Here is a 14,755-nt window from a genome sequence, read left to right as displayed (position 1 = left end):
TTTGGTAATTCACCCGGCGTCTTCCTCTGATTATTGAGAAGGTAACTGGCGGCAAGCGCGAGGTGGCGAGTTGCAGGGATAATTTGTCACTGGCTCTCGGGCCAGGAGGCGAACGCGTCGGTGAGGTTCCCCTGTCGCCGGCCGCGGTGGTCACTTCGATCCCTGCCGCAGTAAAGCGTGCCAGTTCTCATTGCTGATCCTGGTCGTTTCTCCTCCGCCGTGCCCGAGTGGCATCTTGCGAAATTTCCCGCGGTAATACCGCAGCGCGGCAGACGTGCATATCCTCGGCAAGCAGGAGTGGCGGAAGAAATGGCCAACGAAGACAAGCTCCGCGATTACCTCAAGCTCGTGACGGCTAATCTGCGCCAGGTCCGCCGTCGACTGGCTGAGGTCGAGGAACGGAGCCAGGAACCCATCGCGATCGTCGGGATGGGGTGCCGGTTCCCCGGCGGGGCCCGGAGCCCCGAGGACCTGTGGCAGCTGGTGGCCGAGGGCACGGACGCGATCGGGGCGTTTCCCCAGGACCGTGGCTGGGACCTGGAGAACCTCTACGACCCCGACCCGGACCACCCCGGAACCTCGTACGCGCGCCACGGCGGATTCGTGTACGACGTGGCCGAGTTCGACGCGGGGTTCTTCGGGATCAGCCCGCGCGAGGCACTCATGATGGACCCCCAGCAGCGGCTGCTGCTGGAAGTCGCCTGGGAAGCTCTCGAAAAGTCGGGCGTCGACGCGGCATCCCTGCGCGGCAGCCAGACCGGTGTGTTCACCGGCTCCTACAGTTCGGGCTACGGCATGGGCCCCTCGGCCGAGACCGCCGGCTCCGAGGGCCATCTCGTCACCGGCATCTCGACCAGCGTCCTGTCGGGGCGCCTGGCGTTCACCCTCGGCCTCGAAGGCCCGGCCGTCACGGTGGACACGGCGTGCTCGTCGTCCCTGGTGGCCCTCCACATGGCCACCCAGTCGCTGCGGTCGGGGGAATGTTCGCTGGCCCTGGTCGGCGGCGTCACCGTGGTGGCCACGCCCGGCGTCTTCGTGGGGTTCTCCCGCCAGCGGGGCATGTCGGTGGACGGGCGGTGCAGGTCCTTCAGCGCGGCAGCGGACGGCTCCGGCTGGGGTGAGGGCGCCGGCGTCCTCGTGGTGGAGCGCCTGTCGGACGCGCGCCGCAACGGGCACAAGGTGCTCGCGGTGATCCGCGGCAGCGCCATCAACCAGGACGGCGCGTCCAACGGCCTGACCGCCCCCAATGGTCCGTCCCAGCAGCGGGTGATCCGTGCCGCGCTGGCGAGTGCCCGGCTGTCCGCCGCCGATGTGGACGTGGTGGAGGCACACGGTTCGGCGACCACGCTGGGCGACCCGATCGAGGCCGAAGCGCTGCTCGCGACGTACGGCCAGGAGCGCGCGGAAAGGCCGCCGTTGTGGCTGGGTTCGGTGAAGTCCAACATCGGGCACACGCAGGCGGCGGCCGGTGTGGCAGGTGTGATCAAGATGGTGCTCGCCCTCCAGCACGAGGAACTGCCGCGGACGCTGCACGTGGACGAGCCGACGCCGCACGTGGACTGGGCGGCCGGTGAGGTGCGGCTGCTGACCGAGGCCAGGCCGTGGCCCGCCGGGGAACGGATGCGCCGCGCCGGTGTGTCCTCGTTCGGAATGAGCGGCACCAACGCCCACGTCATCCTGGAGGAAGCTCCCGCGGAGACGGGCGAGTCGACGCTCGTCGGCGGCGGGCCCACCGGCGAGGACGTCGAAGGCACCGAGTCGGGCAAGAGCAGCGACGGCACCGCCGTCGTCGAGGTCGAGCCGGCTGTCGTCCCCGCCGTTGTCGAGGCCGGTGATGTCAGCGCGTGGGTGGTGTCGGGTCGTACGGCCGAGGGTCTTTCGGCGCAGGCGGACCGGTTGCGGGAGTGGGTGGCCCGGCGGCCGGAGTTGCAACCGGCCGATGTGGGGTGGTCGTTGGCGGCGACGCGGTCGTCGTTCGAGCACCGGGCGGTGGTGCTGGGTGGTGGCCGTGAGGAGCTGGTGACCGGCCTGGAGAGTCTGGCCGGCGGGGTGTCCACGCGGTCGGTGGTGTCCGGGGTGGCTCGCTCCAGCGGCCGGACGGCGTTCGTGTTCGCGGGTCAGGGTTCGCAGTGGGTGGGTATGGGCCGGGAGCTGGTGGGCTCCAGCCCGGTGTTCGCGGCGCGGCTGGCGGAGTGTGAGCAGGCGCTGGCGCCGTTGGTGGACTGGTCGCTGAGTGATGTCCTGGCGGGTGTGGAGGGTGCGCCTGCGTTGGAGGCTGCCGATGTGGTGCAGCCGGTGTTGTGGGCGGTGATGGTCTCCCTTGCGGCGGTGTGGGAGGCGGCGGGTGTGGTGCCGGATGCGGTGGTGGGGCATTCGCAGGGTGAGATTGCTGCGGCGACGGTGGCGGGGATGTTGTCGCTGGAGGATGGTGCGCGGGTGGTGGTGGTGCGGTCGCGCGCGTTGGCGGGTTTGGCGGTTGAGGGGTCGATGGTGTCGGTGGTGATGCCGTCGGAGGCTGTGGGTGAGTTGGTGGGGCGCTGGGGTGGGCGGTTGTCGGTGGCGGCGGTCAATGGTCCGGCGTCGGTGGTGGTTTCGGGTGAGTTGGAGGCGTTGGCGGAGTTCGAGCGGGAGCTGGCGTCGCGGCGGGTGTTGCGGTGGCGTGTGGCGCAGACGGATTTTGTGGCGCATTCGTCTGCGGTGGAGCCGTTGGAGGCGGTGTTGGGGCGGGAGCTTGCGGGGGTTGTCGGGCGGGCTGGTCGGGTGCCGATGGTTTCCACTGTGACGGGTGGGTGGGTGTCGGGTGATGAGGTGGATGCGGGGTATTGGTATGCGAATCTGCGGCGGACGGTGCGGTTTGAGGAGGCCGTGCGGGTGTTGCTCGGTGGTGGGTTCGGTGCGTTTGTGGAGGTGTCGCCGCATCCCGTGCTGACGGGGGCGGTGGCGGAGACCGCCGAGGACGCCGGGAGCGCGGGTGTGCTGACGGTGGGGACGTTGGAGCGGGGTGAGGGCGGTGCGGTGTGTTTGGTGAGGTCGTTGGCGCGGGCGTATGCCGGTGGGCTGGATGTGGAGTGGAGGGCGGTGTTGCCTGCGGCAGCGGTGGTGGAGTTGCCGACGTATGCCTTCCAGCGTCGGCGGTACTGGTTGGAGGCGGCTGTTCCGGCTGCCGCCCCGGTAGGCGGCGAGGGTGTGGCGGCGGAGGCGCGGTTCTGGGCGGCGGTCGAGGGGGGTGATGTGGCGGAGCTTGCGGAGACATTGGCGGTGGAGGACCGGGAACAGCTTGGTGCGGTGTTGCCGGTGCTGGCGTCGTGGCGGCGGCGTGAGCTGGGCCGGTCGGTGACGGCCGGCTGGCGTTATCGTGTGTCGTGGGCGCCGGTGGTGGAGCTGGGTGTCGCCGGGTTGTCGGGGCGGTGGCTGGTTGTGGTGCCGGCCGGGCCGGCCGCGGCTGGTGTGGCGGGGGGTTGTGTGGCGGCGTTGGCCGCCCATGGTGCCGAGCCCGTGGTCGTGGAGAGCTCGGCAATGGCCGAGCGTGCGCGCATGGTCGAGCAGCTCCGCGAGCACCTGCCGGAAGCCGGGTTCGCCGGTGTCGTGTCGCTGCTGGCGCTGGACGAGACGCCCGTGCCGGACCACCCGGTGGTGTCCGCGGGGCTGGCCGCCACGCTCACCCTGGTGCAGGCTCTCGGCGACGCCGCAGTGACCGCACCGCTCTGGGTTCTCACCTGTGGCGCCGTCGCGGCCGCCTCGGGCGAGGCACCCGCCAATCCGGTGCAGTCGCAGGTCTGGGGACTGGGCCGGGTCGTGGCCCTGGAACACCCGGACCGCTGGGGCGGACTGATCGACCTGCCCGCCGTGTTCGACGAACGTACAGGTAAGAGCCTCACGGCGGTGGTGTCCCGTGGTGATGAGGACCAGGTCGCGATCCGGGAGACCGGCCTCCTGGGCCGCAGGCTGTCCCGCATCGCGCAGTCGCACGGTTCCGGGACACGCTGGAAGCCGCGCGGAAGCGCGCTGGTCACCGACGGCACCGCTGAAATCGGCGGGCACATAGCGCGCTGGCTGGCCGAACGGGGCACGCCCCGCCTGGTGCTGACCGGCCGTACCGGTCCCGCCGCCCCCGGCGTGGCGGCACTGGCAGCCGAACTGGCCTCCCAGGGCGCCTTCGTGGACATCGTGGCGTGCGACACGGGGCACTCTGCCGAGCTGGCCTCCGTGGTGAACCGGGCCGGGGCGTCCGTTCCGCTGACCGCCGTGGTGCACACCGCGGAGATCGTCGACGACAGGCCGATCGACAGCATCGACGTGGCGGAGCTCGCCCCGGTGCTCGCGGCGAAGGCGGAAGCGGCGGTCCGGCTCGATGAGCTGACCGCGGACCTGGACCTCGACGCGTTCGTGCTGTTCTCCTCGGTCGCCGCTGTCTGGGGCGGTGGCCGGCAGCCGGGATTCTCCGCGGCGAACGCCTTCCTGGACGCGCTGGCTGAGCGCCGCCGCGCCGAGGGCAAGCCCGCGACCTCGGTGGCCTGGGGCCCGTGGAACGGCGGCGCGATGAGCTCCGGCGAGGACGGGATCCGGCTGGAGCGGCGCGGGCTGCGACTGATGAGCCCCGCCCTGGCCGTCCAGGCACTGGCGGAGGTCCTGGACGGCGACGAAGGCCTGGTGACGGTCGCGGACGTGGACTGGGCGCGGTTCGCCCCGCCGTTCACGCTGCGGCGGCCCAGCCCGCTCATCGAGGGCCTGCCCGAGGTCCGGCAGGCCCTGGACAGCGGCGACGCGACCGCGAGCGGCACGGCCCCCGACCCGGACGCCGGTACGAACTTGCAGCGGCAGCTGGCGGAACTGCCGGCTGCCGAGCAGGACCGGACACTGGCCAATCTGGTCAAGGCCGAGGCCGCGGCGGTGCTGGAGTACCCGTCGCCGGAGGCCATCGGGAGCAGCCGGGCCTTCAGCGACCTGGGCTTCGACTCCCTGACCGCCGTCGAACTGCGCAACAGGCTCGGCGCGAGCACCGGCCTCAAACTGCCCGCGACGCTGCTCTTCGACTACCCGACTCCGTCGGTGCTCGCCGGATACCTGCGCTCCGAACTGCTGGGCGTCCAGGCGAGGAGCAGCGCCGTACTGGTGAGCCAGGCGCCCGCTGACGACGACCCCGTGGTGATCGTCGGCATGAGCTGCCGCTTCCCCGGCGGCGTCAGAAGCCCCGAGGAGCTGTGGGAGCTGCTGGCTTCGGGCACGGACGCGATCGGGGCGTTCCCGCAGGACCGCGGGTGGGACCTGGACGGCCTGTACGACCCGGATCCGGACCGGACCGGGACCTCGTACGTGCGTCAGGGCGGGTTCGTCTACGACGCGACCGAGTTCGACGCGGGATTCTTCGGCATCAGCCCGCGCGAGGCGCTGGCCATGGACCCGCAGCAGCGGCTGCTGCTGGAGACGTCCTGGGAGGCGCTGGAGCGGGCGGGCATTGTCCAGTCGTCGCTGCGCGGCAGCCGGACCGGGGTGTTCGCGGGCGCGAGCTTCACGGGATACGGCATGGCCGTCGACTCCGCCGAGGGCCTGGACGCACACCTGCTGACGGGCATCACGACCAGCGTGCTCTCCGGCCGTATCTCCTACACCCTCGGACTGGAGGGCCCGGCGGTCACGGTCGACACGGCCTGCTCGTCGGCGCTGGTGTCGGTGAACCTGGCCGCGCAGGCGCTGCGGTCCGGGGAGTGCTCGCTGGCGCTGGCCGGAGCGGCGTTCGTGGCGGCCACCCCCGACCTGTTCGTCTGGGTCAGCAGGCAGCGGGGCCTGGCCCCCGACGGCCGGTCCAAGTCGTTCTCGGCCGACGCCGACGGCATGGGCATCTCCGAGGGCGCGGGCATGGTGGTGTTGGAGCGGCTGTCGGACGCCCGCAAGAACGGACACCCGGTGCTGGCCGTGGTGCGCGGCTCCGCGGTGAACCAGGACGGCGCGTCCAACGGTCTGACCGCGCCCAACGGCCCCTCGCAGCAGCGGGTCATCCGGGCCGCCCTGGCCAGCGCCCAACTGTCCACCGCCGATGTGGACGTGGTCGAGGCGCACGGCTCGGGGACGGTGCTCGGCGACCCGATCGAGGCACAGGCGGTGATCGCCACCTACGGCCAGGACCGGCCGGAGGGACAGCCGCTGTGGCTGGGGTCGGTGAAGTCCAACATCGGACACCCCCAGGCCGCGGCCGGCATCGGCGGACTGATCAAGATGGTCCTCGCGCTGCAGCACAAGCAGCTGCCGCAGACGCTGCACGCGGACGAGCCCTCGCCGCACGTGGACTGGACGGCGGGCCAGGTACGGCTGCTGACCGAGGCGCGGCGCTGGGAGACCGACGGCCGGCCGCGCCGGGCGGGTGTGTCCTCCTTCGGCGTCAGCGGTACCAACGCGCACATCATCCTCGAAGAGGCCCCCGAGCCCGCGGACGACGAGAGGGCCGCGGACACCGAGGGCGCCGGGGCGCCCGACGAAGCCCCCGCGGCCCTCGACGCCGGCGGAACCTGCGCCTGGGTGGTGTCGGGACGGACGGCGGAGGGCATGCGGATGCAGGCGGCCCGCCTCGCCGAATACGCCGCAAAACGCCCGGAGGTGGACCCGGCGGACGTCGCGTGGTCGCTGACGCAGACCCGCTCCGTGTTCGAGTACCGGTCCGTGGTGACCGGCAGCGGACGCGAGGAACTGACGAAGGGCCTGGCCGCAGTGGCGGCCGGGGAGCCGGCGCCCGGCGTCGTCACCGGGACGGCCGCGGCCGCCGAAGCGAGCGAGGCGGTGTTCGTCTTCCCCGGCCAGGGCGCCCAATGGGCGGGAATGGGCCGGGAGCTGCTGGAGACCTCGCCCGTCTTCGCGGCCCGGATCACCGAGTGCGAGCGGGCCCTGGAACCGTATGTGGACTGGTCCCTGGCCGATGTGCTGGCCGGAGCGGACGGCGCACCCGGCCTGGAGCGGGCCGACGTGGTCCAGCCCGCGCTGTGGGCGGTGCTGGTGTCGCTGGCCGCGGTGTGGGAGGCGGCCGGCGTCACGCCGGGCGCGGTGGTGGGCCACTCCCAGGGCGAGATCGCGGCGGCCACGGTCGCGGGCATCCTGTCCCTTGAGGACGCCGCCAAGGTCGTGGCGGTACGCAGCCGGGCGCTGTCCGGGCTGGGCACCGGCGGCGGGATGCTCTCCGTCGTGATGCCCGCGGCGGCCGTACGGGAACTGCTGGCCCCCTGGGGCGACCGGCTGTCCGTCGCGGCGGTCAACGGACCCGCCGCCACCGTGGTCTCCGGCGAGACCGACGCGCTGGCGGAGTTCGGGGCCGAACTCGCGGCCCGGCACGTCATGCGGTGGCCGATCCCGGTGACCGACTTCGTGGCGCACTCGGCCGGAGTGGAACAACTGGCCGGTGAACTGACCGAAAGCCTGGCGGGCATCGCGCCGGGAGCCGGCCGGACCCCGCTGTTCTCCACCGTGGAGTGCCGGTGGATGGACGGCACGGAGCTGGACCCCGGGTACTGGTTCGCCAACGTCCGCCACACGGTCCGCTTCGACGAGGCGATCCGGGAGCTGGCAGCGGCCGGGAACCGTACCTTCATCGAGGTGTCCCCGCAGCCGGTGCTGACCACCGGGATCGCCGAGACGATCGAGGACATGGGCGCGGCCGGCACCCCGGTGATCACCGGGACGCTGACCCGCGAGGACAGCGGCCCGCGGCGGCTGCTGACGGCGCTCGCCCAGGTGTACGTGGGCGGCACCGCCGTCGACTGGCAGCAGGTGCTGCCCGCAGGACGGCGCACGGACCTGCCCACCTACGCCTTCCAGCACCAGCGGTACTGGCTCGGCGCGTCCCGCGTGAACACCCCGGCGGCCACCGGCGGGGACGGCGCGGCAACGGAGGCCGAGGCCCGCTTCTGGGCGGCGGTCGAGGGCGGGGACCTGCAACACCTGGCCGACACGCTGGCGGTGGACGGACAGCGGTCCTTCAACGAGGTGCTGCCCTCGCTCGCCACCTGGCGACGGCGCGAACGGGAGCGGGACGTCACGGGCAACTGGCGGTTCCGGGTCAACTGGGCCCCCCTCACCGACCCGGCACCGGTCACCCTGACCGGTACCTGGCTGGTGGCGGTCCCGGCCCACCGGGCCGGCCGTACCCAGGAGTTGACCCAGGCCTGCATACGGGCGCTCGCCGCCCGGGGCGCCCGCACCGTGGTCGTCGAGGTCGAGCCCGGCACGGCGCGGCGCGAGCAGCTGGCCGCCGAGATCACCCGGACCCTGCGGACCGGCGCCGAAGAGCAGGCACCGGCGCGGGTGACCGCCGTGGTGTCGCTGCTGGCGCTGGACGAGGCGCCGACCACGCAGTGGCCCGCGGTGCCCGGGGGAGTGCTCGGCACGCTGACCCTGTTGCAGGCACTGACCGACGCGGGGGTCGCCGCGCCGCTGTGGATGCTCACCTCCGGGGCGGTCGCCACCGGTCCCGGCGATGTGCTCGACCGCCCGGTGCAGGCGCAGACCTGGGGACTCGGCCGTGTCGTATCCCTGGAGCAGCCGGAACGCTGGGGCGGTCTGATCGACCTGCCCCCCGTGTTCGACGAACGTGCCGCGAGCCGCCTGTGCTCGGTGCTCGCCGGCTGCGACGAGGACGAAGTGGCGATCCGGCCCGCGGGGATCCTGGGCCGCCGCCTGACCCGGGCCCCGCAGCCCAAGACGGGCCAGGACTGGACGCCGCGCGGCACCGTGCTGATCACCGGCGGAACCGGCGCGATCGGCGGCCACGTGGCCCGCTGGCTGGCCGACCGCGGTGCGCAGCGACTCGTCCTGGCCAGCCGGTCGGGACCCACCGCCGACGGCGCCGTGGAGCTGGCCGCGAGCCTGGCGGCCGCCGGGGCCCATGTAGAGATCAGCACCTGCGACAGCGCCCTGCGCCCCGGCCTGTCCGCACTCATCGACCGCATCGCGGCCGACGGGCCGCCGCTGACCGCGGTCATGCACACCGCGGGCGTCCTCGACGACGGCGTGCTCGACCGGATGACCGCCGACCGGCTGGCCACCGCGCTCGCGGCCAAGGCCGCCGGCGCCGCCCACCTCGACGAACTCACCGCCGACCTCGACCTCGACGCGTTCGTGCTGTTCTCCTCGGCCGCGGCCACCTTCGGCGGCGCGGGCCAGGCCAACTACGCGGCGGCGAACGCGTTCCTGGACGCGCTGACGGACAACCGGCGCTCCCGGGGCCTGACCGCCCTCTCGGTGGCCTGGGGCCCCTGGGCGGGCGACGGTGTGTCCCAGGCCAGCGACGCCGCCCGGCAGCGGCTGCGCCGCAACCGCTGGGAAGTCCTGATGGACCCGGAGTTGGCGGTCAAGGCGCTGGGCGGGGCACTGACGGGCCCGGACACCGTACTGACGGTGATGGACCTCGACCTGCCCGCACTCGCGGCCGCTCCCGGCCAGGCGGAGTTCCTGAACATCCCGCTGCTGCGCGACCTGCCGGACGTCCAGCAGCTCAAGGCGGCGCCGCGCGCGGAGACCAGCGGGCAGCCGGCCGAGGGCGAGCTGGCCCAGCGGCTGACCGGCCTGACGCGGGCGGAGCAGGACCGGATGCTCGTGGACGCGGTACGGGACGAGGCCGCCGCCGTGCTCGGCCACTCGAACTCCGACGACGTCGAACCCGGCCGCGCCTTCAGCGAGATGGGCTTCGACTCGCTGACCTCGGTCGAGCTGCGGAACCGTATTGCCACGGTGACGGGGCTCGCGCTGCCCGCGACGCTGATGTTCGACTACCCCAACCCGACGGTGCTCGCCGACCACCTGCGGATGACGCTGCTCGGCGCCCTGGCGGAGAACACGGCGGCCCCGGATGTCCCGGCCGCCGACGGCGAGCCGATCGCCGTCGTGGCGATGAGCTGCCGGTTCCCCGGCGGGGTGAACACCCCCGAAGAACTCTGGGAGTTGCTGGCCGCGGGCGGCGAAGGAACCTCGGAGTTCCCGCAGGACCGCGGATGGGACACGGAGGCCCTGTTCGACCCCGATCCCGCGCACGCCGGGACCACCTACTCGCGACGGGGCGGATTCCTCCATCAGGCGACCGAGTTCGACGCGGGGTTCTTCGGGATCAGCCCGCGCGAAGCGGTCGCGATGGACCCGCAGCAGCGCCTCCTGCTCGAACTGTCCTGGGAGGCCCTGGAGTCCACCGGCCTCGACCCGGCATCGCTGCGCGGCTCGCGCACCGGGGTCTTCGTCGGCGGTTACTCGTCCAACTACGCGCTGGCCAGCCTTCAGCTCGCAGACCAGGACGGCGCCGGGCAGGTCGAGGGCCACCTGGTGACCGGCAACGCGACGAGCATCATCTCCGGCCGTATTTCCTACGTGCTGGGCCTGGAGGCTCCGGCGGTGACGGTGGACACCGCGTGTTCGTCCTCGCTGGTGGCGCTGCACATGGCCGCGCAGGCACTGCGGTCCGGGGAGTGCTCACTGGCGCTGGTCGGCGGCGTCTCGGTCATGGCGACGCCCTGGGAGATGGTGGGCTTCGCCCGGCAGCGCGGCCTGGCGGCCGACGGACGCTCCAAGGCGTTCTCGGCCTCCGCCGACGGCATGGGCGTGGGCGAGGGCGCCGGCATGATCGTCGTGGAGCGGCTGTCCGACGCCGTGCGCAACGGCCACAAGGTGCTCGCGGTGGTGCGCGGCTCGGCGGTGAACCAGGACGGTGCGTCCAACGGTCTGACCGCTCCCAACGGGCCGTCCCAGCAGCGCGTGATCCGCGCCGCCCTGGCCAGCGCCCAGCTGTCCGCCAGTGACGTGGACGTGGTGGAGGCACACGGTACGGGAACGCCGCTGGGCGACCCGATCGAGGCGCAGGCACTGCTGGCCACCTACGGCCAGGAGCGGGCCGGTGAACGGCCGTTGTGGCTGGGCTCGGTGAAGTCCAACATCGGACACACCCAGGCCGCGGCCGGCATGGCCGGAGTCATCAAGATGGTGCTGGCGATGCAGCACGGCGAACTGCCGAAGACGCTGCACGTGGAGGAGCCGTCACCGCACGTGGACTGGTCGGCCGGTGAGGTGCAGCTGCTGGCCGAGGCAGTCCCGTGGCCCGCTGGGGAGCGTGCGCGCCGCGCCGGTGTGTCGGCGTTCGGGATCAGCGGTACCAACGCCCACGTCATCGTGGAGGAGGCCCCCGAGCCTGCCGAGGCTCCCTCTGAGGACGAGGGGGCCGCTGCGCCCGAGACCCCGGCGGTCGTCAAGGCCGGTGAGGTCGGTGCGTGGCTGGTGTCGGGCCGGTCGGCCGAGGGTCTGGCGGCGCAGGCGGGCCGGTTGCGTGAGTGGGTTTCGGCTCGTGCGGAGTTGGCGCCGGTGGATGTGGGCTGGTCGTTGGCGACGACGCGGTCGGTGTTCGAGCACCGGGCTGTGGTGTTGGGTGGTGAGCGTGAGGAGCTGTTGACGGGTCTGAAGAATCTGGCCGGTGGTGTGTCGGCGGGTTCGGTGGTCTCGGGTGTGGCGCGGCAGGGCGCCCGGGTGGGCCTGGTGTTCGCGGGTCAGGGTTCGCAGTGGCTGGGCATGGGCCGGGCACTGTATGGCGGCAGTCCGGTGTTTGCGGAGACGTTTGACCGGGTGTGCGGGCTTCTGGAGCTGGAGTTGGGAGCTTCCGTATGTGACTCCGTACGCGATGTCGTGCTGGGTGTGGACGGTGTCGATGAGGGCCTGACGGATCAGACGTTGTATGCGCAGGCGGGTCTGTTTGCCTTCGAGGTGGCTTTGGCTGCGGTGTTGCAGGCGGCCGGTGTGGTTGCCGATGCGGTGGTGGGTCATTCGGTGGGTGAGGTGGCTGCGGCGTATGTGGCCGGGGTGCTGTCGTTGCCGGATGCGTGTCGTCTGGTGGCGGCGCGGGCGCGGCTGATGCAGGCGCTGCCCGGCGGCGGTGCGATGGCGGCGATCAACGCCTCCGAGGCCGATGTGCTGGCCGCTCTGGCGGACATGTCCGGGGTGTCGATTGCGGTGGTCAACGGTCCGGAGTCGGTGGTGGTGTCGGGTGCGGCGGATGCGGTGGAGCGGGTGGTGGAGTACTGGCGGGGTGAGGGTCGTCGGGTGCGGCGCCTGCGGGTTTCGCACGCCTTCCACTCTGCTGCCATGGATCCGGTCCTGGGTGAACTCGGCACGATTGCGGGCGAGTTGACGTATCGGCGTCCGGAGCTGCTGTGGGCGGGTACGCTGAGTGGTGAGGTGCTGACCGAGTGCGACAGTGCGTACTGGCCGGCGCAGACCCGGCAGGCGGTGCGCTTCGCCGATGCGGTGGCCGCGCTCGCCGAGCAGGGTGTGTCGGTGTTCATCGAGGTGGGCCCCGACGGCTCCCTGTCGGCGCTCGGCCCGGACGCGGTGGCGGGTATCGGCGCCGACGCGAGCGCGTTCATTCCGCTCCAGCGGCGGAAGGAGCATGCCGGGCACGGCGTCACCGGTCTGGTGACCGGCCTGGCGCGGGCGTTCGTCAACGGTGTCGCCGTGGACTGGAGCGCGGTACTGCCCGCCGGCGAGCGGGTGGCGCTGCCCACGTACGCCTTCCGGCACCAGCAGTACTGGCCCAGCGGCGTGCTGACCGCCCCGACTGCGGCGCCGACCGCGGGTGGCGATGGTGCGAGCACGGCGGCCGAGGCCCGGTTCTGGGCCGCGGTCGAGGACGGCGACCTGGCGCGGATCGCGGACACGCTGGCCCTTGAGGACCAGAAGCAACTCGGCGACGTACTGCCCGCACTGGCGTCCTGGCGGCGCCGTGAGCAGGACCGTTCGGCGACCGCCAACTGGCGTTACCAGGTTGGCTGGACGCCGGTCGCCGAGCCCGGTCCGGCAGTGCTGACGGGGCACTGGCTGGTGGTGGCCGCGTCCGGGCGAGCCGATGACGACCTGACGCGGGGATGTGTGCAGGCGCTGGCCGCCAGGGGTGCCGAGGTGGTGACGGTGGAGGCCACCGAAATCACCGACCACGAGCGACTGGCGGCACAGATCAGCGCGGTGTACCCGGAAGGCGGTGTCTCCGGCGTCGTATCGCTGCTGGCACTGGACGAGACACCGCTGCCCGGTCACTCGGTGCTGGCGAACGGCCTGGCCGGGACCCAGACACTGGTCCAGGCCCTGATCGCCCTGGCGGTCCATGCGCCGGCGTGGGTTCTCACCCGCGGCGCCGTCGCGGTCGCGTCGGACGAGGTGCTCAGCAACCCCGTACAGGCACAGACCTGGGGACTCGCCCGGGTCGCCACGCTGGAACACCCCGACCACGGTGGCGGCCTGATCGACCTGCCGGCCGACTTCGACGAGCAGGCCGCGGCCCGGCTCTGCGCGGTGCTGGCCGGGTGCGGCGAGGACCAGGTGGCGATCCGCCCGGCCGGGGTCTTCGGCCGTCGGCTGGCCAAGGCCGAGCAGCCCAGCGGGAGGTCCGAGCGCTGGGTGCCGCGTGGCAGTGTCCTGATCACCGGCGGTACCGGTGCGATCGGCGGGCACGTGGCCCGCTGGCTGGCCGGGCGCGGCGCACAGCGGCTCGTACTGACGAGCCGGTCCGGGCCCGCTGCGGCGAGTGCGGCCGCGCTGGCCGCGGAGCTGGCGACGGGCGGGGCACATGTGGAGGTGCTCGCGGCCGATGCCGCCGACGACTCCGCGCTCGCCGGGGTGATCGCCAGGATCGGCGCCGACGGACCGCCGCTGACCGCTGTGATGCACGCCGCGGGCCGCGCGCAGGCGACCGCGATCGACGACACCTCGGTGACGGAACTCGCCTCGGTCATGGCGGCCAAGGCCGCGGGCGCCGCCAGCCTCGACCGGCTGACGGCGGACCTGGACCTGGACGCGTTCGTGCTGTTCTCCTCCATCGCGGCGACCTGGGGCAGCGGTCTGCAGCCCGCTTATGCGGCGGCCAACACCTTCCTGGACGCCCTGGCGGAGAACCGCCTGGCCCGCGGTCTGGCCGCCACCTCGGTGGCCTGGGGCCCGTGGGGCGGCGGCGGGATGACCGACGAGGAGGGCTCGGCCCAGATGCAGCGGCGCGGACTGCGGCTGCTGGAGCCGGAGCGGGCCGTCCAGGCGCTGGCCCAGGTGCTCGACGGCCAGGACCGGGTGATCACCGTCGTGGATGTGGACTGGTCGCGGTTCGCGCCGCCGTTCACCGTGCGCAGGCCCAGCCCGCTGATCGAGAGCCTGCCCGAAGTCGCCGAGGTCCTGGCCGCGTTGGAGAACGACAACGGCCCGGCCGGCACGGAGGCGGGCAGCGCCCTGGCCCAGCGACTGGCAGGCCTGTCGCGGCCGGAACAGGACCGGCTCCTGATCGACCTGGTCCGGACCGAGGCCGCGGCCGTACTGGGACACGCGAGCATCGACGACGTCGAGGCCGACCGGTCCTTCACCGACCTGGGAGCCGACTCGCTCACCGCCGTGGAACTGCGCGACAAGCTGGGCGCCGCCACCGGACTGAGCCTGCCCAGCACGTTGCTGTTCGACTACCCCACTCCGGCCGCGCTCGCCGAGCATCTGCGCGCCAGCCAGTCCGAGGAGACCAGCGCGGCCCAGCCCGTGCTCGCCGAACTGGACAAGCTGGAAGGCATGCTCGCCGCGCTGACCGGCGACGACGAATCCGCCCAGATCACCAACCGGCTCGAAGTCGTGCTTTCCAAATGGAAAGAGGCCCGGGAGCGGAACGCCGAGGCCGGCGTTGCGGAAAAGCTCGAATCGTCAACCGACGACGAAGTCTTCGACTTCATCGGCAAAGAACTCGGAATTTACTGACATGGCAACCGCCGCGACTTCC

At 72.6% G+C, this 14,755-nt stretch carries 1 protein-coding gene; it reads left to right on the top strand.

Going from position 1 to position 14,755, the window contains the following annotated elements; all coding sequences use genetic code 11:
• Nucleotides 1–309: 309 nt before the first annotated feature.
• Complete coding sequence (locus ACH4K4_RS00070; protein ID WP_398163690.1) at nucleotides 310–14,733, top strand: type I polyketide synthase; 14,424 nt, start codon at nucleotides 310–312, stop codon at nucleotides 14,731–14,733.
• Nucleotides 14,734–14,755: the final 22 nt, after the last annotated feature.

Origin of the sequence: Streptomyces sp. NPDC017529 (assembly GCF_044329785.1) — a bacterium.
GTDB lineage: Bacteria > Actinomycetota > Actinomycetes > Streptomycetales > Streptomycetaceae > Streptomyces.
This window is presented reverse-complemented; position numbering and strand designations above follow the sequence as displayed.